Source organism: Massilia sp. CFBP 13721 (assembly GCF_014842025.1).
Taxonomy (GTDB): Bacteria; Pseudomonadota; Gammaproteobacteria; order Burkholderiales; family Burkholderiaceae_D; genus Telluria.
Map to the genome: position 1 here is coordinate 285,659 of NZ_JACYUY010000001.1, position 24,637 is coordinate 310,295.

The 24,637-nt window shown below is 64.7% G+C and carries 22 protein-coding genes; 11 read left to right on the forward strand and 11 right to left on the reverse strand.

What is annotated here, in order from left to right; genetic code table 11:
- Positions 1 to 3: 3 nt before the first annotated feature.
- Genes IFT60_RS01160 through IFT60_RS01170 form a run of 3 tightly spaced genes read right to left on the reverse strand, consistent with a single transcriptional unit; the run spans position 4 to position 4,631 of the window.
- Entirely contained in the window at positions 4 to 1,212 is a 1,209-nt protein-coding gene (locus IFT60_RS01160) for an acyl-CoA dehydrogenase family protein (protein ID WP_192048570.1), read from the reverse strand.
- 23 nt (positions 1,213 to 1,235) lie between these two features.
- Positions 1,236 to 2,417, reverse strand: a complete 1,182-nt coding sequence (locus IFT60_RS01165) for an acetyl-CoA C-acyltransferase (RefSeq protein WP_192048572.1) — start codon at positions 2,415 to 2,417, stop codon at positions 1,236 to 1,238.
- Between the two features lie 30 nt (positions 2,418 to 2,447).
- Positions 2,448 to 4,631, reverse strand: a complete 2,184-nt coding sequence (locus tag IFT60_RS01170; protein ID WP_192048574.1) for a 3-hydroxyacyl-CoA dehydrogenase NAD-binding domain-containing protein — start codon at positions 4,629 to 4,631, stop codon at positions 2,448 to 2,450.
- Between the two features lie 260 nt (positions 4,632 to 4,891).
- On the opposite strand from IFT60_RS01170, the gene IFT60_RS01175 reads away from it, so the two are divergent.
- From IFT60_RS01175 to IFT60_RS01225, 11 genes are all read left to right on the forward strand, one after another.
- Positions 4,892 to 5,698, forward strand: coding sequence for an IclR family transcriptional regulator (locus IFT60_RS01175; RefSeq protein ID WP_192048576.1), 807 nt, complete (start codon positions 4,892 to 4,894; stop codon positions 5,696 to 5,698).
- Positions 5,699 to 5,843: 145 nt separating this feature from the next.
- Positions 5,844 to 7,007, forward strand: a complete 1,164-nt coding sequence (locus IFT60_RS01180) for an ABC transporter substrate-binding protein (protein WP_192048578.1) — start codon at positions 5,844 to 5,846, stop codon at positions 7,005 to 7,007.
- A gap of 71 nt (positions 7,008 to 7,078) precedes the next feature.
- Positions 7,079 to 7,951, forward strand: a complete 873-nt coding sequence (locus IFT60_RS01185) for a branched-chain amino acid ABC transporter permease (protein ID WP_192048580.1) — start codon at positions 7,079 to 7,081, stop codon at positions 7,949 to 7,951.
- Positions 7,948 to 8,901 (forward strand): branched-chain amino acid ABC transporter permease, encoded by a 954-nt coding sequence (locus IFT60_RS01190; RefSeq protein WP_192048582.1) that lies wholly within the window; start codon positions 7,948 to 7,950, stop codon positions 8,899 to 8,901. Before IFT60_RS01185 ends, IFT60_RS01190 begins: the two co-directional genes overlap by 4 nt.
- A complete protein-coding gene (locus tag IFT60_RS01195) occupies positions 8,888 to 9,601 on the forward strand; it encodes an ABC transporter ATP-binding protein (RefSeq protein WP_192048584.1) in 714 nt (237 codons plus the stop codon). Before IFT60_RS01190 ends, IFT60_RS01195 begins: the two co-directional genes overlap by 14 nt.
- On the forward strand, positions 9,594 to 10,295 hold the full coding sequence (locus tag IFT60_RS01200; RefSeq protein ID WP_192048586.1) for an ABC transporter ATP-binding protein: 702 nt from the start codon (positions 9,594 to 9,596) through the stop codon (positions 10,293 to 10,295). Before IFT60_RS01195 ends, IFT60_RS01200 begins: the two co-directional genes overlap by 8 nt.
- Before the next feature lie 26 nt (positions 10,296 to 10,321).
- Entirely contained in the window at positions 10,322 to 11,497 is a 1,176-nt protein-coding gene (locus tag IFT60_RS01205) for an acyl-CoA dehydrogenase (protein WP_192048588.1), read from the forward strand.
- A gap of 227 nt (positions 11,498 to 11,724) precedes the next feature.
- Entirely contained in the window at positions 11,725 to 12,471 is a 747-nt protein-coding gene (locus tag IFT60_RS01210) for a DUF2076 domain-containing protein (RefSeq protein ID WP_192048590.1), read from the forward strand.
- Positions 12,472 to 12,562: 91 nt separating this feature from the next.
- Entirely contained in the window at positions 12,563 to 13,903 is a 1,341-nt protein-coding gene (locus IFT60_RS01215) for an MBL fold metallo-hydrolase (RefSeq protein ID WP_192048592.1), read from the forward strand.
- A complete protein-coding gene (locus IFT60_RS01220; protein ID WP_192048594.1) occupies positions 13,900 to 14,607 on the forward strand; it encodes a hypothetical protein in 708 nt (235 codons plus the stop codon). Before IFT60_RS01215 ends, IFT60_RS01220 begins: the two co-directional genes overlap by 4 nt.
- Before the next feature lie 457 nt (positions 14,608 to 15,064).
- Positions 15,065 to 16,018, forward strand: coding sequence for an extracellular catalytic domain type 1 short-chain-length polyhydroxyalkanoate depolymerase (locus IFT60_RS01225; RefSeq protein ID WP_192048596.1), 954 nt, complete (start codon positions 15,065 to 15,067; stop codon positions 16,016 to 16,018).
- Position 16,019: 1 nt separating this feature from the next.
- Here IFT60_RS01225 and IFT60_RS01230 read toward each other — a convergent pair whose 3' ends face one another.
- The 8 genes from IFT60_RS01230 to IFT60_RS01265 form a co-directional block, all read right to left on the reverse strand.
- Positions 16,020 to 17,237 (reverse strand): YeeE/YedE family protein, encoded by a 1,218-nt coding sequence (locus tag IFT60_RS01230; RefSeq protein ID WP_192048598.1) that lies wholly within the window; start codon positions 17,235 to 17,237, stop codon positions 16,020 to 16,022.
- Positions 17,238 to 17,449: 212 nt separating this feature from the next.
- The gene (locus IFT60_RS01235; RefSeq protein WP_192048600.1) at positions 17,450 to 17,749 is read right to left on the reverse strand and encodes a hypothetical protein; all 300 of its coding nucleotides are present in this window, start codon (positions 17,747 to 17,749) and stop codon (positions 17,450 to 17,452) included.
- A 117-nt stretch (positions 17,750 to 17,866) separates the two neighbouring features.
- On the reverse strand, positions 17,867 to 18,337 hold the full coding sequence (locus tag IFT60_RS01240; RefSeq protein ID WP_192048602.1) for a DUF4188 domain-containing protein: 471 nt from the start codon (positions 18,335 to 18,337) through the stop codon (positions 17,867 to 17,869).
- A gap of 90 nt (positions 18,338 to 18,427) precedes the next feature.
- The gene (locus IFT60_RS01245; protein WP_192048604.1) at positions 18,428 to 20,845 is read right to left on the reverse strand and encodes a TonB-dependent receptor plug domain-containing protein; all 2,418 of its coding nucleotides are present in this window, start codon (positions 20,843 to 20,845) and stop codon (positions 18,428 to 18,430) included.
- Between the two features lie 201 nt (positions 20,846 to 21,046).
- Entirely contained in the window at positions 21,047 to 21,421 is a 375-nt protein-coding gene (locus IFT60_RS01250) for a hypothetical protein (protein WP_192048606.1), read from the reverse strand.
- 95 nt (positions 21,422 to 21,516) lie between these two features.
- Complete coding sequence (locus IFT60_RS01255) at positions 21,517 to 22,125, reverse strand: PH domain-containing protein (RefSeq protein ID WP_192048608.1); 609 nt, start codon at positions 22,123 to 22,125, stop codon at positions 21,517 to 21,519.
- A 43-nt stretch (positions 22,126 to 22,168) separates the two neighbouring features.
- On the reverse strand, positions 22,169 to 22,756 hold the full coding sequence (locus IFT60_RS01260) for a hypothetical protein (protein WP_192048610.1): 588 nt from the start codon (positions 22,754 to 22,756) through the stop codon (positions 22,169 to 22,171).
- A 25-nt stretch (positions 22,757 to 22,781) separates the two neighbouring features.
- On the reverse strand, positions 22,782 to 24,611 hold the full coding sequence (locus tag IFT60_RS01265; RefSeq protein ID WP_192048612.1) for an acyl-CoA dehydrogenase: 1,830 nt from the start codon (positions 24,609 to 24,611) through the stop codon (positions 22,782 to 22,784).
- Positions 24,612 to 24,637 lie beyond the last annotated feature (26 nt).

Here is a 24,637-nt window from a genome sequence, read left to right on the forward strand (position 1 = left end):
CCCTTACAGGCCCAGGATCATCTTCGAGATGATGTTCTTCTGGATCTCGTTGGAGCCGCCGAAGATCGACAGCTTGCGGTTGTTGAAGTACTGGGCCGAAGCGGCGGCCGCGAAGTCCGGGCCGAACTGCTCGCCCTGGTAGTCGGCGTCGAGCATGTCCTGGCTGAACGGCCGCGCATGCACGCCCATCGCACGGCGCGCCAGCGAAGTGATCTCCTGGCGGATCTCGGTGCCGCGGATCTTGAGCATCGAACTTTCCGCACCGGGCACGCCGCCACCGGCCACCGCCGCGATCACGCGCAGGTTGGTCGTCTTCATGTTCTCGAGGTCGATCTCGACGCGCGCCAGGCGCGACGCGAACGACGGGTCTTCCAGCAGCGGCTTGCCGTTGCGCGTCTGGCGCGCGGCGATCTTTTTCAAGCGCGCCAGCGCCGCCACCGAGAAGCCGACGCCGGCGATGTTGGTGCGCTCGTAGGTCAGCAGGTACTTGGCGCAGGTCCAGCCGGCATTTTCCTCGCCCACCAGGTTCTCAAGCGGCACGCGCACGTCGGTGAAGAACACTTCGTTGACTTCATGCTCGCCGTCGAGCGTGATGATCGGACGCACCTCGATGCCGGGCGAGTTCATGTCGATCAGCAGGAAGCTGATGCCGGACTGCTTCTTCGCTTCGCGGTCGGTGCGCACCAGGCAGAAGATCATGTTGGCATGCTGGCCGAGCGTGGTCCAGGTCTTCTGGCCATTGACGATGTAGTGCTCGCCCTGGGCGTCGGTGCCGCGTACGGCGGTGGTTTTCACGGCCGCCAGGTCCGAACCGGCGCCCGGTTCCGAATAACCCTGGCACCACCAGTCGTCGCCGTTCAGGATGCGCGGCAGCCAGTAGGCCTTCTGCGCTTCATTGCCGTACTTAATCAGCACCGGCCCGAGCATGTTGACGCCGAAGGGCACGATACGCGGCGCGTGGGCAATGGCGCTCTCGTTCTCGAAGATGAATTTTTCGACGGCGCTCCAGCCCGGGCCGCCGTATTCCTCGGGCCAGTGGTTCGCCAGCCAGCCACGCTCGTTGAGGATGGCGTGCCACTCTTCCATGTCGGCCTTGCTCAGGTGCTGGCCTTCAGCGACTTTATTGGACAGGCGCGCCGGCAGCTTCTCGGCCAGGAAGGCGCGCACTTCGGCGCGGAAGGCTTCTTCTTGCGGGGTGAAATTCAGGTCCATGGGATTCCTTAAATGCGATCCTGTTAGAAAATCTCGAAGAGGCCGGCCGCGCCCATGCCGCCGGCGATGCACATCGTGACGACGGCATACTTCGCTTTACGACGCCGGCCTTCCAGCAGGATGTGGCCCGCCAGGCGCGCGCCGGTCATGCCGAACGGGTGGCCGATCGAAATCGCGCCGCCGTTGACGTTCAGGCGTTCATCCGGAATGCCGAGCGTTTGCTGGCAGTAGATCGCCTGCGACGCAAAGGCTTCGTTCAGCTCCCACAGGTCGATGTCTTCCACTTTCAAGCCAAACCGCGCCAGCAGTTTCGGCACCGCGAACACCGGGCCGATGCCCATTTCGTCCGGCTCGCAGCCGGCCACAGCCATGCCGCGGAAGGCGCCAAGCGGGGTCAGGCCGAGGCGCTCGGCTTCCTTCGCTTCCATCATGACGCAGGCCGAGGCGCCGTCCGACAGCTGCGAAGCATTACCGGCGGTCACAAAATGGCCTTCGCCCATCACCGGCGCCAGCTTGGCCAGGCCTTCGTAGGTGGTGCCGCGGCGGTTGCAGGTGTCTTCGCTGACGGTGACTTCGCGCTTGGTGACCGCCTTGGTTTCCTTGTCGGTCACCGCCATGGTGGTGGTGCAGGCGACGATCTCTTCGGCATAGCGGCCGGCCAGCTGCGCTTCTTCGGTCTTGCGCTGGCTCTCCGCGGAGAAGCGGTCCTGCGCCTCACGCGAGATGTCGTAACGCGCGGCGACGATGTCCGCGGTCTCGATCATCGGCATGTAGAGCGCCGGCTTGTTCTCCAAAATCCATGGGTCCATGCCCGAGTCGCCACTGTCACGGGTGCGGATCTGCGAGATCGATTCGACGCCGCCGGCGATCACGGCAGGGGCGCCGTCGACGATGATGCGGCCGGCGCCGATGGCGATCGCCTGCAGGCCCGAGGCGCAGAAGCGGTTCACCGTGGTGCCGGCGATCGTGATCGGCAAGCCGGCGCGGATGATGGTCTGGCGCGCGACGTTGCGCCCCGTCGTGCCTTCCGGGTAGCCGCAGCCGAGGATCGCGTCCTCGATCAGGCTTGGGTCGATGCCGGCGCGCTCGACGGCGGCGCGTACGGCGAAGGCGGCCAGTTCCGGGCCGGAAGTGATGTTGAATTCGCCGCGGTGCGCCTTGGTCAGCGGCGTGCGGGCGGTTGAAACGATGACGGCTTCGCGCATGGCGAGTCTCCTGTGGGTTTTCCGGGTATGTTATTTATTCAGGCTGGCGAACTTCTCGCCGCGCGCGACCAGGTCGACCAGCAGCGGCGACGGCTGCCAGAACAGCGGGTCTTCTTTCGCGAACTCCTGGATATCGGCCAGGATCTTGTCGAGGCCGACTGTGTCGGCGTAATGCATCGGGCCGCCGCGGTAGCGCGGGAAGCCGTAGCCATGGACAAAAGTGACGTCGACGTCGAGCGGACGCAGCGCGATCTTCTGGTGCACGACATTCGCGCCTTCGTTGATCATCGCGGCCAGGTAGCGGCGCACGATTTCCTCGTCGGTGAAGCTGCGCGGGGTGATGCCGGCGCGCTGGCGTTCGGCGTCGATGATCGCTTCGACTTCCGGGTCCGGCGTGCCGATGCGCGCGCCTTGCGGGTACAGGTAGTAGCCGCGGCCGGTCTTCTGGCCGAACCAGCCGCGCTCGGCGATGCGGTCCGGGATCTGCACGTAGCGCGCCTTTGGATCGCGGGTGGCGGCGCGGCGCTTGCGCGTGGCCCAGCCGATGTCGCCGCCTGCCAGGTCGGAGACCTGGAAGGGTCCCATCGGATAGCCGAAGTCGCGCACCGCCTTGTCGATCTGCCAGGGCGAAGCGCCGTCCTCCATGATGGCCTGGGCGGCGGCGCCATACACGGCCAGCACGCGGTTGCCGATGAAGCCGTCGCAGACGCCGGCGCGCACCGCGGTCTTTTTCAGTTTTTTCGCCAGCTCGAAGGCGGTGGCGACGACGTCGGCGGCGACCTGCGCCGGCACCACGATCTCGAGCAGCTTCATGATGTTCGCCGGCGAGAAGAAGTGCAGGCCGATCACGTCCTGCGGACGCGAGATGGAGGCTGCGATCTGGTCGATGTCGAGGTAGGAGGTGTTCGTCGCCAGCACGGCGCCCGGCTTGCAGACGCGGTCGAGTTCCTTGAACACGGCCTGTTTCACGGCCATGTCTTCGAACACGGCTTCGATCACCAGGTCGACCTCGCCGAGCGCATCGTAGCTGCTGCTGCCCTTGAAGCGCGCCATGATCGCATCCTTGGCCTCAGCCTTGATGCGGCCCTTGGCGATCAAGCCATCGTAGACCTTCTCGACATTCGCGCGGCCGCGGGCCAGCGCTTCGTCGTCGCGTTCGATCATCGTCACCGGCAAGCCGGCGTCCAGCACCGCCACGGCGATGCCGGCGCCCATGGTGCCGCCGCCGACGATGCCGACGCTGCCAATCGCGCGCGGCTGGGCCGAACGGGTTTCCGGCGCCTTGGCCGCCTCGCGCTCGGCGAAGAAGGCGTGCACCAGGCCGGCGCGCTGCGGGCTGTCCAGGCATGCGAGGAACAGCTTGCGTTCGAGCGCCATGCCGTCGCCGAAAGGCAGGTCAAGCGCGCCCTGCACGGCATCGACGATTTTCAGCGGCGAGAACAGGCCGCGCGCCTTTTTGGACGTCTCGGCGCGGGCGGCGTCGATTGCCGCCTGCGTGCTCGAGCGGTCACTCAGTGCGCTCGCTTCGCTGGTGCGGCGCGGTGCGGCGCCGGAAGCGATCAGTTCGCGCGCATAGGCCAGGCCGGCAGCAGCCGCATCTTCGCCTTCGACCAGCTTATCGACCAGGCCGAGCTTCGCCGCTTCCTTGGCGCCGATATGGCGCCCGCTGAGCATCAGTTCCAGTGCGGCCGGCGCGCCAATCAGGCGCGGCGTACGCTGGGTACCGCCGGCGCCCGGCAACAGGCCGAGCAGCACTTCCGGCAAGCCCAGTTTCGCCGTCCCGAGGGCGACGCGGTAATGCGCGCCGAGCGCCACTTCCAAGCCGCCGCCCAGGGCCGCGCCGTGGATCGCCGCCACCACCGGCTTGGTGCAAGCTTCGATGCTGTTGCAGACGTCCGGCAGCGCGGGCGCTTGCGGCGGCTTGCCGAACTCGCGGATGTCGGCGCCGCCGAGGAAGTTGCGGCCGGCGCCGACGATGACCACGGCCTTCACGGCCGGGTCGGCGTCGGCCGCTTCGATGGCCGTCATCAGGCCGCGCCGCACGTCGACGCCGAGCGCATTGACGGGCGGGTTGTCGATCGTGACCAGCAGGATGTCGTCGTGGCGGGTGTGTGCAACGCTGGCGGGTGCGGCGGAAGTGTTCAAGCCTGTCTCCTTGTGGGTGTGCAGTGAGGTTCGCTGCTGTGTTTCGCTGTGCGGAATTATGTTTTGCATTTTTCAGCGAAATCAACGATACCGCATTTTCGGCGGCGCTGTAAATGCCCAGATCGATCGCGTGTTCCGGGTATGTACGGAGGCTAAAAGATTGCCTTACGGATGTTTCTGCACAGCGCCTCATAAGAGAAGTTGAAAGTTGTTTCGCACTGCGAACGACCATTTCACGAAACAGTTGACACGCTTCTTTCGCTTATGTGAATATCCGCTCAGACCAGACCCGGCCACAGATGCCGGGCACCGAGACAACGAAGGAACCCATGCAACACGAGATCGAGTCATTCGAAGACGATGCAGCCAAGGACCGCCAGTTCGTGACGGCCCTGGCGCGCGGCCTCGAAATCCTGCGCTGCTTCCGCCCCGGCGAGACCTATCTCACCAACAGCGAGATGGCGCGCCGCACGGCGATGCCGAAGCCGACCATCTCGCGCCTGACCTACACATTGACCCGCCTCGGTTACCTCACCTATTCCGCCGACCAGGGCCGCTACCAGCTGGGCGCCGCCGTGCTGGCGCTCGGCTACACGCTGCTGGCGAACCTCGACGTGCGTAAACTCGCCCGCCCCGCCATGCAGGAACTGGCCGAATACGCCCAGTGCAGCGTGGCGATCGGCATCCGCGACCGGCTGTCGATGGTGTACGTGGAAGCCTGCCGCGGCAGTGCGGCCGTCACCTTGCGGCGCGACGCCGGGTCGCGTATCCCGCTGGCGACCACCGCGATGGGCAAGGCCTACCTGTGCGGCCTGCCGCAGAACGACCGCGACTTCCTGATGGACCACATCCGCCTGCAGACCGAGACCGGTTGGCCGAAGATCAAGGCCGACCTCGAACAGGGCTTCAAGGATTACCAGGACCGCGGCTTTTGCATGTCTTCCGGGCTGTGGGACGCCAACATCAGCGCCGTCGGCGTGCCCTTGATCGACCCCGATCCGGCCAAGACCATGGCCTTCAATTGCGGCGGTCCGTCCTTCCTGCTGCCGCAGGAAAAGCTGGTCGAGGACCTCGGCCCGCGCCTGGTGCGGCTGGTGCGCGGCGTCGAAATGAGCATGGGCCGCAACCTCGGCTGAGCAGCACCCGTTTTCAAACCGGGCCGCACGATGCGGCCGGGCGACCGGCTTGCCGGAAGAATTAGAAAGAGGCAGTAAAGACCTTGCCGGTGCATTCAACACCGGCTGCAGCAAACCCCATGAACATTACTGAAAAGGTGGAGACATGAAGAAGGCATCAAGCATCGTCCTGGCAATCGTGGCGGCAACCGGCGCGGCAACGGTACAGGCAGAAGAATTTAAAGTTGGCGTCCAGATCCCCCTGACTGGCCCGCTGGCGCGCGTCGGCATGGGCACCCAGGAAGGCATCCGCGTCGCCGCCGAAGTCTTCAACAAGACCAACGGCAAGCACACCATCAAGCTGGTGACCGTGGACGATGAATCCGCCCCGGCGAAAGCCGTGGCGGCGGTCGAAAAGCTGGCCAGCGAAGGCGTGGTCGCCGTCACCGGCGGCTATGGTTCGAACAACATCTCGCCTGCGTCCGACGCCGCCGGCAAGCTGAACCTGGCCTACATCACCTCGGGCGGCGTCGACGACGGCCTGGTGCAGGCCGGCCGCAAGAACTTCTTCCGCATTAATAACACCGCCGGCTACCAGAAGGCGCTGGTCGGCCTGATCTCGGACCTGGGCGTGAAGTCGGTCTCGATCATCTACTCGACCAAGGACGCCACCGAAGGCCTGGCCACCGACGTCCAGAAAACCCTGGGCGCCAAGGGCATCAAGGTCGGCATGCACGCCTTCGATCCGGCCATCACCGACTTCAAGCCGATCCTGAACAAGGTCAAGCTGCAAGACCGTTCGGAATTCATCGCCATGGTCGGCTACGAGAACGACTACGTCGGCATCCTGCGCGCCGCGCGCGTGCTGAAACCGACTTCGGTGAAGGCGATCGCCGGCGTCTGGTCGCTGGCCACGCCGAAGATGGCGGCCGACTTCCCCGACCTGATGCCGAAGGTGTACGGCACCGCCGTGCTGCCCTTCCCGGTGAACTTCACCACGCCGGAAGGCAAGGCATTCGGCGAAGGCTACAAGAAGCTGCACAACAAGGAGCCGGATTACCTCGGCCAGTTCGGCTACGTGCAGTCGATGCTGTTGTTCCAGGCGATCGCACGCGCGGCCGACAAGGGCACCATCAAGAACGGCGGCGTGATCGAAGAAATGCGCAAGACCGACGCCCAGACCCTGATCGGCCGCGTACAGTTCAACGCCGGCGGCGACAACCCGAACTTCGTGCAGCGCATGGGCCAGCACCAGGGCAAGCAGGTCGTGCTGGTGTGGCCGAAAGACTCCGCGAATGGCAAACCGCAGTTCCCTGGCGTGCCTTGGTAATCGCAGTACCGTAGTTCGAGAGCGTGGCCACGGCCGCGCTCTCGCCGCATGAACTCGAATGGAATGCAGACATGACGGAATTAATATTGCAGTCCGTGTACTCCGGGCTGCTGCAGGGCGGTTCCTACGCCCTGATCGCCCTGGGCCTGGCGCTGGTGTTCGGCGCCATGAAGGTGATCAACCTGGCGCACGGCGAGCTGGTACTGCTGGCGGCCTACATCGCCTACACGGTCGAAACGAAACTGGGCTGGAACCCGGCCATGGCGATCCCTGTCGCCGTGCTGATCGTGTGCCTCACCTCCGCCCTCCTCTACTTCGTGGTCGGCAAGATCAAGACCAACCGCGAAATCAATTCGCTCACCCTCACCTACGGCGTGGGCGTGATCCTGACCAATCTCGTGCTGATGATCTGGAGCGCCGACGTGCGCGCCACCAGTTCGTCGTGGATGCAGGAAGCATTCATCGTCGGTGACCTGTACAGCATGCGCAGCGAAGTGCTGTTCTTCGGCGTGTCGATCGTGCTGATCGTGGGCCTGTGGTGGTGGCTCTCGCGCAGCTGGTATGGCCGCGCGGTGCGCGCCGTCTCGAGCAACCGCGACGCCGCCAAACTCATGGGCATCAACCCGGGCCGCACCGAACTGGTGTCCTTCCTGGTGGCCGGCCTGCTGGCGGCGTTCGCCGGCGTGGCCCTGTTCAGCTACGGCGTCATCAGCCCCGCCACCGGCAGCGTGCTGACCGTGAAAGCCTTCATCATCACCGTGCTGGCCGGTATCGGCTCGATCCCGGGCGTGCTGATCGGCGCGGTCCTGCTGGGCATTGCCGAGTCGCTGACGGTGACGCTGGCCAGCTCGGCGCTGCAGGAACTGGCAGGCATGGGACTCTTCCTGCTGGTTCTCTTTGTCATGCCTAACGGCTTGTTCGGTGCGGCCGGGAGGCGCGGATGAAACTCAATAAATTGCTGATCGTGGTCCTGGCGGCCACCTATGTCGGCGTGCCGGTCCTGCTGGGCGGGAACGCCTACGTGATGAGCCTCGTGATCGCTTCGCTGGTCATCGGCGGCATCGCGCTGTCATGGGCGCTGCTCGGTAATTTGGGCGGCATGGTGAGCTTCGGCCACGCGGCTTTCTTCGGCGTCGGCGCCTACACCTCGGCGGTGCTGTCGATGCAGCATGGCGTGCCGGTGTTCATCGGCTTGGGTCTGGGCGGCCTCGGCGCCGTGGTGGCGGCGATCACCATGCTGCCGGTGCTGCGCCTGCGCGGACCGTACTTCGCGCTGGCGATCCTGGCGTATGCGCACATCTTCCGCATCCTCGCCACCGAGTGGCAGTCGGTCACCGGCGGCTCCGGCGGCATCGCCAGCATTCCGCGCCTGCCTGAACTGTTCGGCTATGACTTCAGCGGCAAGACCGGCAACTACCTGGTGATCCTCACCATCGTGCTGCTGTTCGCCTGGGTCTACGACATGATCCGGCGCAGCCCGCACGGCCTGGCCCTGCGCGCGATGCACGACAGCGAAGACGCGACCCGCGTGGTCGGCGTCAACAACACCCTGCTGAAGGGCCTGATGCTGGTCGTCTCCGCCTTCATGTGCGGCGTGGTCGGGGCGTTTAACGCCCACTACATCAACTTCCTGGAGCCGGACTACGCGTTTTCCGCCGGCTGGGTGACGATCCCGATCGTCGCGGCGATCTTCGGCGGCTACCGCACGATCACCGGTCCGCTGGTCGGCGCGGTCGTGGTCTACCTGGTCGACCAGCTGTTCGTGAAGAACATCATGCCGACCGGTCACCAGCTGGTGCTGGGCGTGGTGCTGGTGGCGATGATCATCGCCAGCCCGGATGGCCTGTTCGGCCTGGTGAAGAAATTCATGAGGAAAAAAGATGCTACAGCTTGAAAACGTGACCGTGCGCTTCGGCGGCCTGACCGCCGTGAATGACGTGTCGCTCAATATCGGCACCGGCGACGTCGTCGGCCTGGTCGGCGCCAACGGCGCCGGCAAGACCACGCTGTTCAATGCGATCTCGGGCCTGGTACGCCCGACCGCCGGCCGCATCGTCTTCAACGGCGTCGACGTGTTGAAGGCGCCGATGTACCAGCGCGCGCGCATGGGCATCGGCCGCACCTTCCAGATCCCGCAGCCGATGCACGAACTGACCGTGCGCCAGAACCTGCAGGTGTCGCAGCGCTTCGGCACCGGCCGCGTCGACGAGCGCCGCATCGCCGAAGTGCTGGAGTTCACCGGCCTGTCCGCCAAGGCCGACCGCGACGCCTCGACCGGCCTGGCGCTGACCGAACTGAAGGCGCTGGAAGTGGCCAAGGCGCTGGCCACCGACCCGAAGCTGCTGCTGCTCGACGAAGTGCTGGCCGGCCTGGAAACCAACGGCAAGCGCGCCTTCATGCAGATGCTGAAGGGCTTACATGAAAAATTCGCGGTCGGGATCTGCATCATCGAGCACGACATCGAGACCATCAGCAACCTGTGCCAGCGGGTGGCGGTGCTGAACTTCGGCCAGCTGATCGCCGAGGGCACGCCGACGGAAGTGTTCAACAATCCGCTGGTGGTGAAAAGCTACACGGGAGCCGACCATGCTTGAAGTGACCAACCTGCGCGCCGGATACGGCGCCATCAACGTGCTGTGGGACCTGTCGCTGACCATCGCACCGGGCAAGCTGACCACCATCATCGGCCCCAACGGCGCCGGCAAGACCACGCTGCTGCGCGCCATCATGGGCCTGGTGCCGGTCAAGCAGGGTTCCATCACGCTGAACGGCAAGCCGCTGAACGGCACGCCGACCTGGGAAATGAACGGTGTCTCGCTGGCGATGATTCCCGAGGGGCGCATGGTGTTTCGCGACATGACGGTCGAGGAAAACCTGATGATGGGCGCCTTCGCGCCCCAGCACCGGGCGAATGCGCCGGCCAACCTAGAAAAATCGTACGTGATGTTCCCGCGCCTGCGCGAACGCAGGAAGCAGCTGGCCGGTTCGCTCTCGGGCGGCGAAGCGCAGATGCTGGCGATGGCGCGCGGCCTGATGAGCGACCCGAAACTCCTGATCATCGACGAGCCTTCGCTCGGCCTGGCGCCGGTGATGGTCAACGAATTGTTCGAGATCCTCGCGCGCTTGAAAGGCGACGGGCGTACCATCGTGCTGGTGGAACAGAACACCCAGCGCGCGGTCGGTGTCGCGGACCACGTCTACCTGATGCAAAGCGGGAAAGTCGTGCTGTCGCAGGCGGCCTCCGAGGTCAGCCTCGACCACCTGCACGACCTCTACTTCGCCCGCTAATCATTCAACTATACATAGAGATCATCATGACCAAAACCGCATTCCACTGGGACGACCCGCTCCTCCTGAACAGCCAGCTGACGGACGACGAACGCATGATCCGCGACGCAGCAAACTCCTATTGCCAGGACAAGCTGCAGCCGCGCATCCTCGAAGCCTTCCGTCACGAGCAGATGGACACCAGCATCTTCCGCGAGATGGGCGAACTCGGCCTGCTGGGCCCGACGATTCCCGAACAATACGGCGGCCCCGGCCTGAACTACGTCGCCTATGGCCTGATCGCGCGCGAAATCGAACGCGTCGACTCCGGCTACCGCTCGATGGCGAGTGTGCAATCGTCCCTCGTCATGGTGCCGATCTACGAGTTCGGCAATGAAGAGACCAAACAGAAATACCTGCCGAAACTGGCCACCGGCGAATGGATCGGCTGCTTCGGTTTGACCGAACCGAACCACGGCTCCGATCCGGGTTCGATGGTCACCCGCGCGCGCAAGGTCGACGGCGGCTACTCGCTGACCGGCTCGAAAATGTGGATCACCAATTCGCCGGTGGCCGACGTGTTCGTGGTCTGGGCCAAGGATGACGAAGGCGCGATCCGCGGCTTCGTGCTGGAAAAGGACTGGAAGGGGCTGACGGCGCCGGCAATCCACGGCAAGTTCGGCCTGCGCGCTTCGGTCACCGGCGAAATCGTGATGGACAACGTGTTCTGCCCGGAAGAAAACGCCTTCCCCGACGTGCGCGGCCTGAAAGGCCCGTTCACCTGCCTGAACTCGGCCCGCTACGGCATCGCCTGGGGCGCGCTCGGCGCGGCCGAAGCGTGCTGGCAGACGGCGCGCCAGTACACCATGGACCGCCACCAGTTCGGCAAACCGCTGGCGGCGAACCAGCTGGTGCAAAAGAAGCTGGCCGACATGCAGACCGAAATCACCCTCGGTTTGCAAGGCTGCCTGCGCCTGGGCCGCATGAAGGACGAAGGCACCGCGGCAGTGGAAATCACCTCGATGATGAAGCGTAATTCCTGCGGCAAGGCGCTCGACGTGGCGCGCGTTGCGCGCGACATGCTGGGCGGGAATGGCATTTCGGACGAGTTCGGGATCATCCGTCACATGGTCAACCTGGAGGTCGTGAATACCTATGAAGGTACGCACGACATCCACGCGCTGATCCTGGGCCGGGCGCAGACGGGTATCGCGGCGTTCTAAGTCCGCAGCGCCGAACTTTGAGGGAATGAACGCTCTAACCCGTAAGGTGGGCGGCTATACCTGGACATGCGACTACCTGCTGCCCGGATGCCGCCCACGCGTTCAACCACACGCTGAAACGCCGCGACGAATCAACGGCCGAATGAACGCGTGAGCGGCGCTCGGCTTTCTTGAAACCCTCCACAATGGTGCCATATCGACCATTCAAGCAACGTGGAGGATGACCCATGAGTCCGCAAGATACCCAGCTGTTGGAAAATTTCCTGAACCAGCTAATCGAGGCGCGCGGCCTGCCCAAGGATCCCGAGGCCGACGCCATGATCCAGAAGGCGGTGTCTTACCAGCCCGACGCCGCCTACCTGCTGGTGCAACGCGCCCTGCTGCAACAGCAGGCGCTCGACAATGCCAAGGCCGAAATCGCGAATCTGCAGCGCCAGCTGCAAGGCGGATCGCAAGGCGGCGGCTTCCTCGACCCGAATGCCTGGGGCAACAGCAGCGGCCAGCGCCAGCCGACGCAAGCCTACGGCAGCAGGGCCGTGCCGCCGGCGCACCCGCAGCAGGTGCAACAACCCTATCAACAGCCTTACCAGCAGCCTTCGCTCTCGAGCCGCGCGAGTAACTTCTTCCGCGGCGGCGGCATGGGCGGCGGCGGCATGGGTGGCGCGCTCGGCAGCATCGCCTCGACCGCGGCCGGCGTCGCGGCCGGCGCCTTCCTGTTCCAAGGACTGGGCCACTTGCTGGGCCAGCACAACCACGACGGCAACGGCTTCCTCGGCAACAACGACAGCTTCTCCTCGCTGACCTCGCCGATCGAGGACTTCAACAACAGCGGCGCCGACGACCAGTCGAGCAGCCTGCTGGGTGATGGCGGTTCGGACGGCGGCAATTCGATGCTCGACGACCTCGGCATGGGCAGCGACAACTTCGCCGGCGATAACTACGACGGCGGCTCGGACGACAGCTCGTTCAGCTGACGAGCCGGTAGCAAGCCCGCCGTGTTAACATGGCGGTCTGGCGGGAGGGCGCGTGCGCCCTCTCCTGTTGCCGAACCCTTTTGCAGAATGTATGCCGCTTCACATCTCCCGGATCCTCCACGCCGGCTACGTCTTCGAATGTGAAGGCACGCGGATCGCCTTTGACACGATCTTCGAAAACCCCTTCAGCCGCAACTGCCACGCCTTTCCGCCGGTGCGTTTCGACCACGACAAGATCCGCCGGCTGCGCTTCGACGCCGTCTTCATCTCGCACTTCCACGACGACCACTGCTCGCTCGAGAGCCTCGACCTGCTCGACCGTGCGACGCCAATCCACATCTACTGCCTGTTCAAGGAACTGTTCGCCATGGTGCGCGAACTCGGCTTCATCAACGTCCATGCCCTGGCGATCGATGCGCCGGTGCGGGTCGGCCCCTTGAGCGTCACGCCGCGCATCGCGATGGACCCGGACGTCGACTCGATGTTCCAGGTCGAGGCGGCCGGATTGAAGGTGCTGAACGTGGTCGATTCGTGGATCGATCCGGACACGCTGCCGGCGCTGGTTGCGCACGGCCCGTGGGACTTGGTGCTCTGGCCCTTCCAGACCATGCGCGAGATCGAGGTGCTGTCGCCCTCGCGCGCCGCGCCCGCACCGGCGACGCTGCCGGGAGAATGGATCGAGCAGCTGCAAGCCCTGAACCCGCGCTACGTCGTGCCCAGCTCCTGCCAGTTCCTGCAGGAAGACTGGTCCTGGTACAACCACAGCTTCTTCCCGATCAGCTACCGCCAGTTCGCGGCGGAGATCGGCGCGGCGCTGCCGGAGGCGCACGTGCTGCGCCTGGACCCGTCGGTGTCGGTGCGGCTCGACCGCGATGGCTCGACGCCGGCCGCGCCGCTCGACTGGGTCGTGCCGGTCGGCGCGCAGGACGTCGATTACGACTACGACCCGCAAGCAGTGCCGCCGCCGACCGGCGAGATTGCGCGCCGCTTTCCCGCCCTGAGCGATGAACAGGCCGCGCGTGTGGATGCATACTGCGGCGGCGGCCTGCTTGACAAGTACCGCGCCATGGAACTGCCCGAGGACAGCTTCTTCACGCAGCCGCGCACGTGGCGCCTCTCGGTCTTCGACCACGAAGGCGCGGCCACGCAGTATCACTACCGCGTGCACGGCGACAGCATCGAGCCCGCCGCTGCCGGTTCACTCTCGTGGGCCACCGAAATCCCGGCCGCCAAGCTGTACGCGGCCCTGGCCCTGGGCGAATCGCTCACCTCGATGTACATGCGGATTAACGACATGCGCTTCGACGACGCGACCGAGGCGGACCTGGCCAACAGCGAACTCGTGGACGACCCGCTGATCCGTTGCCTCTTCAACGACGCCTTCGGCGCTTATCAAGCTGCGCAATTGCGCCGGCTGAAAGACCTGGAATGAACATCACCATCCTGCCCTACCGCGCCACCCTCGAACAAGCCTGCGACTGGCTGGAAGGACAAACGGGATCGCCCTGGACCCTGGCGCGCCTGATCGAACACGGCGTCACACCCTATGTCTGGCTCGACTACGACGCCGCCTGGCCGGACCTGTTCGGCGACGCCAACGGTGGCTACGCGGCGCCGATCTTCTACGAGGGCGACACCGCACGCCTGGCGGCCGGCAGCGAGGACGTGCTGATTACGATGACGAAGGACGCCTACAAGATCGTCACGCGCCTGCCCGAGCCGGGCTTCCGGCGCGCGTTGCACGAGCTGCGCTTCCTGAAGAAGGAACTGGAAAAGCTGGTCAAGACGCTGAAACGCGCAGCCGAGCCGCCGCCGGCGCCGAAAGCGGCGGCCGAGTCCACGGCAGGCATCTACAAGGAACAGGTAGTCGCCGCCTTCGGTGGTCTCGCAAAACTCGACCTCGACAAAGCGCTGACGGGCGGCGGCGGCATCTTCGGCGACGACGGCGCCCGCATCAAGGCGAGCACGAAAAAGGCGAAATCGAAGATCGTCTGGAACCCGGTGGTGCTGGCGCTCGGCCTGCACGACGTGTATGGCGTGCCGCTGCGCGGCCTGAAGCGTGCATTCCAGGCCCATGATTTCCTCGATCCCTGGCATGACGAATGGGAGCGCAGCCTGCGCTTGCTGGGGCATTGAGCGCCTCGGCGCGGAAGATGTTCCACGCTGGCGGCGGAGGATTGATATTTCTCAAACTACTTGTTTGACCTAGCTTAATACGGCTCATAAGGTGTAACACTCAAACACCATTGGCGTCTAATCCGGGACCGAGGATACCTCTGGCTGTTGCCGGAAAACTGACGATCGCCAGCGTGTCCGAACCAGGACATGGAGGCTTATCGTGATCGTCGATCCTTCCTTATCTTCTTTGCGCGCAGTCTGCCTGGCGCTGGTTGCGGGCGCCATGCTGGTCGCTGTCGCCGGTTGCGACATGACGCACGCGAGCGAAACCGGCGCCGGACAAGCTGCCCCGGGCCCTAAGCAGTTTTCGCTCGGCCAGACGATACCGGCACCAAGAAGCGCGGCGCCGGCACCTTCGGCGATCGTTCTTCCACTCGGATTTTGCGCCTTCTTTCCCAACCTCCCAGGCTGCGAAATGGATGCAGTCCAGCTCCTGCCCGGGGAAAGCGAGGTGCGCGATTTTGGTTCGAATCCGGGCAATCTCAAGATGTTCAAGTATGTCCCGAAAGACCTGGGCAGCGCGCGCCCGCTGGTGGTGGCGCTGCACGGCTGCACGCAAAGCGCGACCAAGTACGACGACGAAACCGGCTGGACGCAGCTGGCCGACAAAATGCGCTTTGTCCTGGTACTGCCGCAACAGGATCAAACCGGCATCAACAATGCCTTCAAATGCTTCCGCTGGTTCGACCCCAACCATAACCAGCGCGGCCGCGGCGAGGCCTTGTCGATCAAGCAGATGATCGACACGGTCCTGGCCGACACCAGCCTGAATCTCGACCGCAAACGCGTCTACATCACCGGTCTTTCCGCCGGCGGCGCCATGACCGCAGTCATGATGGCGACCTATCCGGAAACCTTCGCTGGCGGCGCGCCCGTCGCAGGCATCCCGTACGGATGCACCAAGACAGTCTTTGACGCGACCAGCAAATGCGGCGTCAGCTTGGGTGGCGTGCCGGGCATTCCCGCCAGTACGCCGGTCGAGCAATTGTCGCCGGCCGAATGGGGCAACCGGGTGCGCAAGGCCTCTTCCGCGTCGACCTTCCCGCGCGTCTCGATCTGGCACGGGACCCGCGATCACGTCGTCAACCCGCAAGCCCAAACTGAAATGATCGAGCAGTGGACTAACGTCCTGGGCGTCGCCGCGACGCCCCAGGTCGATACGCAGTTCAAGACCGCACGGCGCCAGATCTTCCAGGATGGCAGCGGCAAGCCGGTGGTCGAGGCATTCACCATTCACGACATGGACCACGGCACGCCGATCGATCCGGGCCCCAATGCCGACCAGTGCGGTACGGCACTGCACGATCAATTCGTCATCCCGGCCGGGATTTGTTCCAGCTTTTATATCGCCAAATTCTGGGGATTCTGAATCAGCAGCCCGAGGGTTTGACGCGCTCGACTTCCAGCCCGAAGAACGGACGCAGGCGCGTACCGATCACGTTACCGGCAAACGCGAACACCAGCCACAGCCAGCCGTGCAGGCTGCCCGAGATGATGCCGCTGAAGTAGGCGCCGATGTTGCAGCCATAGGCCAGGCGTGCGCCATAGCCGAGCAGCAGGCCGCCGACGACCGCGGCGATCAACGAGCGCAGCGGCAGGCGCCATACCGGTGCATAACGGCCGGCCAGCGCCGCCGCCAGCATCGCGCCGAGCACGATGCCGATGTCCATCACCGTGGTCACGTCCTGCGACAGCGGCGCGGCCAGCGCAGCCGCGTTGGCTTTAGTCGTCCAGTAGGTCCAGCTGGCGACGTCGACGCCGATCGCCGACGCCGCCTTGGCGCCCCACAAGGCAAAGGCCGAGGTCACGCCCCACGGCCGGCCGGCCAGTGCAAGCGTAGCAAAATTCAGCACGACCAGCGCCAGCGCACCGGCCACCAGCGGCCACGGGCCATGCAGCCAGGGCGAGCGATCCGCCTTGCGCAGGGTCGGGTCGACCAGGCGGCCGTGACGGCGCTTCTCGACCATCACCGTGATGCCCGCGATCGCCGCGAACACGATCCAGTTTAGCGCCAGTGCCGGCGCCAGCCCGAGCGACTTGACGAGCGAGATCGGCGCCAGTTGCGGCAGCGAGGTCCAGTACGGCATGTGGGCAGTGGCGATCACCGAGCCGGCAACGAACGCGATCAGCGTGACGAGCATGCGCGTACTGCCGCCGCCGACCGTGTACAGCGTGCCGGAAGCACAGCCGCCGCCCAGCTGCATGCCGATGCCGAAGATGAATGCGCCGACCACCACCGAGGTGCCGGCCGGCGACACCAGGCCGGCGACCGGGTTGCCGAACAGCGAACCGTTGGCCAGCGCCGGGAAGAACAGCGCCACGCCGACGGCCAGCATCAGCATCTGCGCGCGCAGGCCGGCGCCGCGGCCATCGGCGATGAAGACGCGCCAGGCCGAGGTGAAGCCAAAGGCGGCGTGGTACAGGGCCAGGCCAAGCAGCGCGCCGATGACGAACAACGCGGCCTGCTTTGGGCCGACATTCGCCGTCAGGTACCAGGCGCCGAGGGCGACCAGGACCAGCGACACGCCGAGCGGCGTCGGGTTGATATCGGCGCGGGGCCGAATGATCGAAGATGCGGTAGTGGACATGGCGGGAGGGAGAAAATGACAGCGAAGCCTGCTATTTTCGCGCATTTTGGGTGTTCTTGCAGGACGCGTGGGGTTTTGCGAAGGACGGTTGCGAAGTGGTCAAGCCTGGTCCTTGGCCACGCGCTGTCTTCAGAACGCCTGATAAGAACGTCCGACATTCCGCTAGCAGATGAGTCTGTATGCATCTTCTACTAACGCGTTGCAGACGTTCGTTACTTGCCCGTTTTCCAGTCCAAGACCTGCCCCAGTGGTGTGTCCGGCCACTTGCTCCATTTTCGAGGTTCTACACCACGAACAAGATTTTCGACAGCAGCCAGTTCGTCATTATTTTCCAGGCCAACTACGGTCGCGAGAACATGGTCTTGGGTATGCCGCTCTGCACGGTTCGCTCGCGCTTTAGCCAGCGGTATGCCTTTACGTGAAGCTTTGCTGTTTTCGCCGTACGTGTTGCGGCGATCCTTCGCATAACTGAGGCGCTTTTTCTCTTGAGGAGTTTTAGTTTGCACTGCCACGTGTCTCTCCCATTCAAACATGACCGCTGATGGTCGGCTTCTATTCCAGCCTGTGTAAAATGACCTCGATTTCAAGATCGCGCAGTGCATGCATCGCAATTTCAGGACCTGTGCAGCTTAGCCATGGCGACCTAACCGCCCCGCCGCCGATTGCCTGCGCCCGGTCGCCGCTTCCAGCTTGCCGGCGCGGCCCAGGCCGAACGACGGCATGTTGACGTACACGCTCTCGTAAGCCCCGGCCTTGACGGCAAAGGTTTCGTGCCAGATGCCGACCGAGCCGTCGGTGCCGATCGCCTGGTTGAATGCCTTCCATGCAGGCAGATGGGCCGCCCCCTTGTTGGTCGCGTAGGCCATCAACTGCTCCATCGACCGCCAGTACTGGATGACGACGGGCGTGCGCGAGAACCACATCTCGGCGTGCAGCATGCCCAGTTCGGGCTGGCGCCGCAGTTCGCCGATCATGCGCGGCATGGCGGCGGCGACCGGCCACCACTTGTGTACCTTCCAGGGCTGGTTCAGGCGCATGCCGATCAGGAACACCACGAAATCCCCGTCGATCGTCGCCGTCAGGCGTTCATGGTGAATCATGGTGTGACTCCTCTATTGAACAGTTAAAAGCCGCTACCTGCAATGTACGGCATCGGCGCTCGACTGTTCAAGCAATACCAACCGCCGGCTTTACCAGGAGTAGCCGGCCTTCAGGTAGAAGTAGCGGCCGTTGAACCCGTTCGGCGCCCACACGCTGTACGGCTGGGTGCCGTTCACGTTCAGGTTGGCGAGCGAGGTCACTTGCGCCGGGTAGCGGTTGGTGACGTTGTCGATGCCGGCGCTCAGGCGCCAGCCGTCGCCGACGCGCACGCTGGCGGCCAGGTCGAGCACCCATTGCGGGTCATAGTTCTGGTCCAGCGCCGCATCGTTCTGGGGCACAGTGAACTTGCCGTAGCGGGTCACCGCGGCGCGGGCGTTCCAGGCGCCCTGGGTCAGGTCGCCGCTCAGGCTCAGCTTGTCCTTGGGCGAACCGACGGTCAGGCGGTTGACGCTCTGGCGATCCACCAGCACCAGGTTTTGCGCCGCCAGCACGGCCGGCGTGTCGGCCACGTGCTGCACTTCGTTGTCGTTGTGGTTGTAGGCCAGCGTCAGGTCGGCGCGCGTGCCCGGGCGCAGGTTCAGGCGGTAGGTGCTGACGACGTCCACGCCTTGCGTGCGGGTGTCGACCGCGTTGGTGAAATAGCGCGCGGCGCCGACGTACACGCCTTGCGCGGCCAAAGCGCTCGCGAGCGCCGGGGCGTTCGCCAGTTGCAGGTTCGACGAGAAGACGATGCGGTCGTCGACGTCGATGCGGTACAGGTCGACAGTCGTGGTCCAGTTGCGCGTCGGCTGCCACTGCGCGCCGATGCTCAGGTTGCGCGCCTTTTCCGCTTCGAGTGGGCGCGCGCCGAGCGCCCTGGCGGCGGCGCTGCCGACCGGGAAGGTGCCGGTTTCGACCAGGGCACTGGCGCCGTTGACGAGCAGCGAATTGGTCGTCGTGATGGTGTAGAACGACTGCGCCAGCGATGGTGCGCGGAAGCCGTTCGACGCGGTGCCGCGCAACGCGAAGGTGGGCGTGAACGCATAGCGCGCCGATGCCTTGGCCGAGTTGGTGGTGCCGAAATCGCTGTAGCGTTCGTGGCGCAGCGCCAGCGCGCCGGACAGTTCCTTGGTGATCTCGCCTTCCAGGTTCAGGTACAGCGACTTGTTGCTGCGGCTGTTCTCCCCGGCGTTCTCGCTGCGGAAGCCCGAATAACCCTGGGCGCCGGAACCGAAGTACGAATTCGCCTCCCCTGCGCCGATCTCGTACGATTCGAAGCGCGCTTCGGCGCCCAGCGCCACGGTCAGCGGACCGCTCATGAACGCCACCGGAATCTCGCGCGCGACGTCCAGGTTGGCCAGGCTTTGCGTCGAGGTCAGCTCGCCCGCGTAGAAACGGGTCGGGCTGGTGCTGCCCAGGCTGTAGTTGACCGTATTGGCGACGTCGAGCGAGAAGCGGTTGCGGCCATGGTTCAGGCTTGCATCCCAGCGCCAGCCGGCGAGGTCGCCGCGCAGGCCGGTCACGATCGCCGCGTCGACCGATTTGCTGTCGAGCAGCGGCTGGAAGCCTTCCGGATACAGGGGCGAGCGCAGCGTCGTGCGGTTGTTGTCGGTGTAGGCGGTGCGGAACGTCGCCGCCGACGAGGTCTTGCGCTCGCCGTAGTTGGCGAAGGCGTACCAGTCGATCGCATCGTTGACGCGCACCTGGCTGTTGACGAACAGCGCGCGCGGGCGGCTGTCCGGATCGCCGTAGCGCTGGGTGACGGTTCCCTGGCGCGGACCGGCGGAAGGACGCGGATCGGCGAACGCACGGTTGGTCGCATTGCGGTCGGCCGCTTCGACGGCCACGCGTACCCAACCGTCGTTGCCGAGGTCGAAACCGGCCGAGCCCCTCACGGTGGCCTGCTCGCCGTCGCCCTTGTCGTACTGGCCGTAGACGACTTCGGCTTCGCCGCCCTTCGCGCCCTTCTTGAGGATGATGTTGACCACGCCGGCGATGGCATCCGAGCCGTACTGCGCCGCGGCGCCGTCGCGCAGCACTTCGATGTGGTCGATCGCCGCCAGCGGGATCGCATTCAGGTCCACCGGGGCCGAGCCGCGGCCGAGGGTGCCGTTGACGTTGACGACGCTCGACGCATGGCGGCGCTTGCCGTTCACCAGCACCAGGGTCTGGTCGGGCGACAGGCCGCGCAATTGCGCCGGACGCACCGCGTCGCTGGCGTCGGCGCCGCTCGGGCGCGGGAAATTCATCGATGGCAGCAGGCGCGACAGCACGGTGGCCAGCTCGCCGGAACCGGTGCTCGACAACTCCTTGCTGCCGATGACGTCGACCGGCGACTCGGAATCGAGCGTACGGCGGTTGAGCGAACGGGTACCGGTGACGAGGACGGTTTGCGGCTGGTCATTGGCGGCGGCGGCTTCTCCTTGCTGCGCCTGCTGGGCGAGCGCGACTGGCGGCGCCAGCGCGGCGATCAAGCCGAGAATGAGGACGGCGCGGGCCGGATTGGCGCGGGTATGTTTGCAGCTCATGGGTTTTTCCTGTGTTCTTGCGTGTGACGGCGGCGCTACGGCTGCCGGGGGGACGCAAGCTTAACAGGGGCTGGGTTGCACTACCAATAACGAATACGCTTATGCTTATACGCTGGATGGACAGGCAAACCATTTCAAGCGTGACACCGAGCGGAAACTCCATGGTGTGCAATACGCGCTATCAAAACCATGATGCGTTTTTCACGTGCGCCAGTCGATCGTTACCGAAAGAACAGCAATCCCAACGAGTAAGAGCGCAGCGCCGGGAAACAGATAGTCGAGCAGATCCGGAGGACCCAAGACGGTGACGCTGTTATCGCGCCCGCTACCGCTTGTCCCGACGCCAATGAGCACCATCAGCTTGCGGGCGGCGAACCAGGCAAGAACGGCATCCACGCCCAATGCCGCTGCCGCGCCTGCGCGGGACTCGTCTGCGACAACGCCGGCCGTGGCGGCGAAGACAACCCCGGGCACGAGAAAAAATAAGCCGGTAATCCCGATGCCGAAAAGCGCCAGCAGGCCGACTAATGTAAAAGCGATGGCGAAAATGGCCTGGACGGCTGCGAGTATGCGCATGGCGGCTACGTATCGGGTGACCGGATTATTGGGAAATCTTCTTTCGAGCGCTACAAATGCCAGCCATGCCAGGCCACTTCCCGTGCACCGACCCCTCAGTTGTGAATATACTTCGCAAACACATCGCTGAAATCGCGCTTGGTATGCGTCTCGAACATCGCCTTGTTCAAGCCGGCCAGCAATTCCTCGAACTGGCTGGTCAGGCTGCCCGTCCCCGGCGCGATATTCAATTTGTGCACCGAGGCTGTCGCATCGAGCGTGCGCAATGCATTCTCGCGCGAGACCGCATCCCGATGCTGCTGCTTGCCGATCGTAATCAGGGCTTTATAGATGTCCTTCAGCTGCTCGATGAAGGTTTTCTTGACGTCGATCGAAAACGCCGTGCCGTCGAGTTTGAATTTGAGTTCGATGTCCATATCGAGCGTGCCGGCGGTTTCGATGCTGACGCCGGACACCAGATAGGACGCATAATCGTAGCGCTTGATGGTGCGTTTCGAGGAGACGGCGGAATCGCCGTCGACGTGGATCAGGGCGAGGTTGGTGAAGCAGTATTCGTCTTTCTTGCTCTTGATGAGAAAGAAGATCTGTTCGCCGTCTTCGCTGAACAGGTAATCGTCGGCGTCGACCTTGCTGTAGTCGGCCGGTCCGACGATGACGCCGATATCGCTGATGCCCAGTGCTTCCGCCGCCAGTTTCTTGAACATGATCGCCTCAGGTAGTGAAAACGATCACATTACCACTGTTTATTCAGGATGTGGCTGCCTCGAATGCTGCCCGCGCCGCCAGGTAGCGGCGCAATGCCGTTTCGGGATCGAGCCCGGCCATCACCAGGTTGACGACTTCGCGCTTGTCGCCCGAGGCGATCCCCTTGCAGGCCTCGCGGTGCGCGCTGAACCAGGCATACCAGGACACTTCGGCGGGACGTTCCTTGCGCGGCTTGAAGCGCACCGGGACGGTCGCCTGCATCGCACGCACATATGCAGGCAACTGCGCCTGCGCCGCCGTCCAGTCGAAGGCGGCGACGGCGTCGAGGTTTCCCTTACCAGCCGGCTGCGGCGTGGCAGGATGCACGGCCAGCACCGCCAGGTCCGGACAGCCGTTGGCGTGGCAGAACTGCGTCACGAAGCGCAGCTTCATCGCGATGCCGAGCACTTCGGCGCGGGCCATGGCCGCATCGTGCGGGTCGAGGAAGCGGCCCAGTTCCAGCAGCTCGGCATACGGGATCGGCACGGCGCCGTTCTTCCTGACGTGGTGCAGCAGCCCCTCGACCAGGCGCGCGCCGATCTCGATGTCGTTCAGGGTGAGTTGGGTGGTGGGGTCGAAAGTATCTGCCATCGCGGGTCATTCAAATGTGTAAAGCTTAGAACCATGCGTCCTGCATGTCGAGCGTGGTGGTATCGACGGTGGCCAGCAGGTCCAGCTGCTGCGCCGCCTTCGGCAACTCCCAGTGGAAGAAGTAGCGGCAGGCCTGCAGCTTGCCGCGATAAAAGTCGCCATCGTTTTTTACTGCGACCATCGCCTGTTCCAGCCACATCCACGCGATCACGACGTGCCCGACCGCTTCCAGGTAGAGACTGGCGTTGGCCAGCGTCTTGTTCATGTCGCCGGCGCCGTAGAGCGTGGCGGTGACGGCGCCGATGCGCTGCCACAGCGCGTCCAGCTGGCCGGCGTAGGCGTGCAGGTCGGCGTTGTCGATCGTGCGCGCCTTCGCGATACTGGCGCCCACCTCTTCGCTCACCGCCTTGAAGAGCGCGCCCTGCCCGATCGACACCTTGCGGCCCAGCAGGTCGAGCCCATGGATGCCGTGCGTGCCTTCGTGTATTGGATTGAGCCGATTATCGCGATAGAACTGCTCGACGTTGTATTCGCGCGTGTAGCCATAGCCGCCGTGCACCTGGATGGCCAGGCTGTTCGCCTCCGTGCACCACTGTGACGGCCAGGACTTGGCGATCGGCGTCAGGAAATCGAGCAGCATGCCGGCGCGGGTTTGCGTCTCGGGCGATTCTCCGGTGTGCTGTTCGTCGACCAGGCGCGCACAGTACAGGATCAGGGACAGCGCGCCTTCGGTATACGCCTTTTGCGCCAGCAGCATGCGGCGCACGTCGGTATGCTCGATGATCGCGACCTGCGGCTTGGCCGGGTCCTTTTCGGCCGGGTGGCGTCCTTGCGGGCGGTTGCGTGCATAGTCGAGCGCGTGCAGGTACCCGGTCACGCCGAGCACGGTCGCGCCCAGGCCGACGCCGATACGCGCCTCGTTCATCATGTGGAACATGTTGGCCAGGCCCTTGTGCGGCTCGCCGACCAGGTAGCCGACGGCGCCGGCCTTTCCGCCTGGGGTGAACTTGCCTTCGCCGAAGTTGAGCAGGCAGTTGGTGGTGCCGCGGTTGCCCATCTTGTGGTTCAGGCCCGCCAGCACGATGTCGTTGCGCGCGCCGACGGCGCCGTCTTCATCGACCAGGTACTTCGGCACGATGAACAGCGAGATGCCTTTCACGCCCGGGATCAGCTTGCCATCGGGGCCGGGAATCTTGGCCAGCACCAGGTGCACGATGTTCTCGCTAAGCGCGTGTTCGCCGGCCGAGATCCACATCTTGTTGCCGGTGAGGCGGTACTGGCGCTCGCCCTCGGGACCGTCGACCGGGTCCGGCTCGGCGCGCGTGGTGATGTCGGACAGGCTCGATCCCGCCTGCGGTTCGGACAGGCACATGGTGCCGAAATAGCGGCCGGCCAGCTGCGGCCGCACGAAGCGCTCGACCTGGCGCGGCGTGGCGGTCTTGAGCAGCGTGTTGGCGTTGCCCATCGTGAGGAAGGTATAGGCCGAGGTGGCGACGTTGGCGGCCGTGAACCAGGCCGCGATCGCGCGGTCGACCACGTAGGGCAGCTGCATGCCTTCGTAGTCGTAGTCCTGGCCGGCCGCCATGAAGCCGGCCGCGCAGAACGCGTCCAGCGCCGTCTTCACTTCCGGGATGATCGTCACCCGCGTGCCATCGAAGTGCGGCTCGTTGGCGTCGCTCTTCTTGTTATGCGTGGCGAACAGGTCGGTCGCGATCTGCTCGGCGGTGTCGAGCGCCGCGTTGAAGGTTTCGCGGCTGTGGTCCTGGTAGCGCGCACGCACCGTCAGCGATTCGACGCCCAGCCATTCGTAGAGCAGGAAGTCGATATCGCGGCGGTTCAGGATGGTCGATTGCATGGTGTCCCTTGATGAGGTCAGTCGGC